The 773-nt window shown below is 41.3% G+C and carries 1 protein-coding gene; it reads left to right on the top strand.

Features of this window, described 5'->3' with window-relative positions; all coding sequences use genetic code 11:
- Positions 1-418: 418 nt before the first annotated feature.
- Positions 419-773 (top strand): helix-turn-helix domain-containing protein (locus R7044_RS25005; RefSeq protein WP_225455973.1); only part of this gene is annotated, 355 nt, incomplete at its 3' end.

Below are 773 nucleotides of genomic sequence, written 5' to 3'. Positions count from 1 at the left end.
AAGTCTGGTCATATTGTTACACCTGATGGAGCTACCTACTCTGAGGGGCAACTTCGCCACGCTCTTTTTCTGTTAGATCAGGTCTTATAAATAGCTCTGTTGGGAAATAAAAATTTGGGAGCCTTGTGCTCCCTTTTTTTGTTTCTCAATTGAGCCGACAAGCGGAAACATTCTTGATTTTTGTTACCTAATTCAAATCCGCGCGTCAGCTTCACAAATATGTATAAATACGTCTTTTTACATATCTATCTGGTTGTTAGCTGCAAACGACGACTGACGACGACGATGACTGAGGAGGAGGAAATAGGAGGTGCAGCGTCATCCCCGTATAGTAATACGGGGTGAAAGTACCTTGTTTTTCCGCAAAATGTCGAATCTGTGATGTACAATTCGACAAAATGTCGAAATAAGGTAACTTATGCATCCGTCCGAGTTTAAGCGCATTCGAAAGTCTGTTTTAAAGCTTAGTCAGTCCGAATTAGGCGATAAGCTGGATCTCTCCAATGATTCGATAAGTAGATTTGAAACGGGTAAATATCCAGTCGATAAAAGGACTGAATTTGCCCTTCTGTGGTTACAGCATTTAGAACTACACCTAGAAGCTCCTGTAACGCCTCCTGTGCAAAAAAGTGAGGTATTAGAATCTTGCTCTGTAGATCTTCTTATTTCCCCTCCTGTGCATTCTGACGACGAAAAGAGGGATAGATTTGGTCCTGTCCCTGACTCATCAAAAAGATCCAAGGCTAGGTCTAATCGAAAAAAGAAAAAGAAAA

Source organism: Vibrio sp. 1402 (assembly GCF_033340275.1).
Note: the sequence above shows the minus strand (reverse complement) of the source record. Positions and strands in the feature narration are given on the sequence as shown.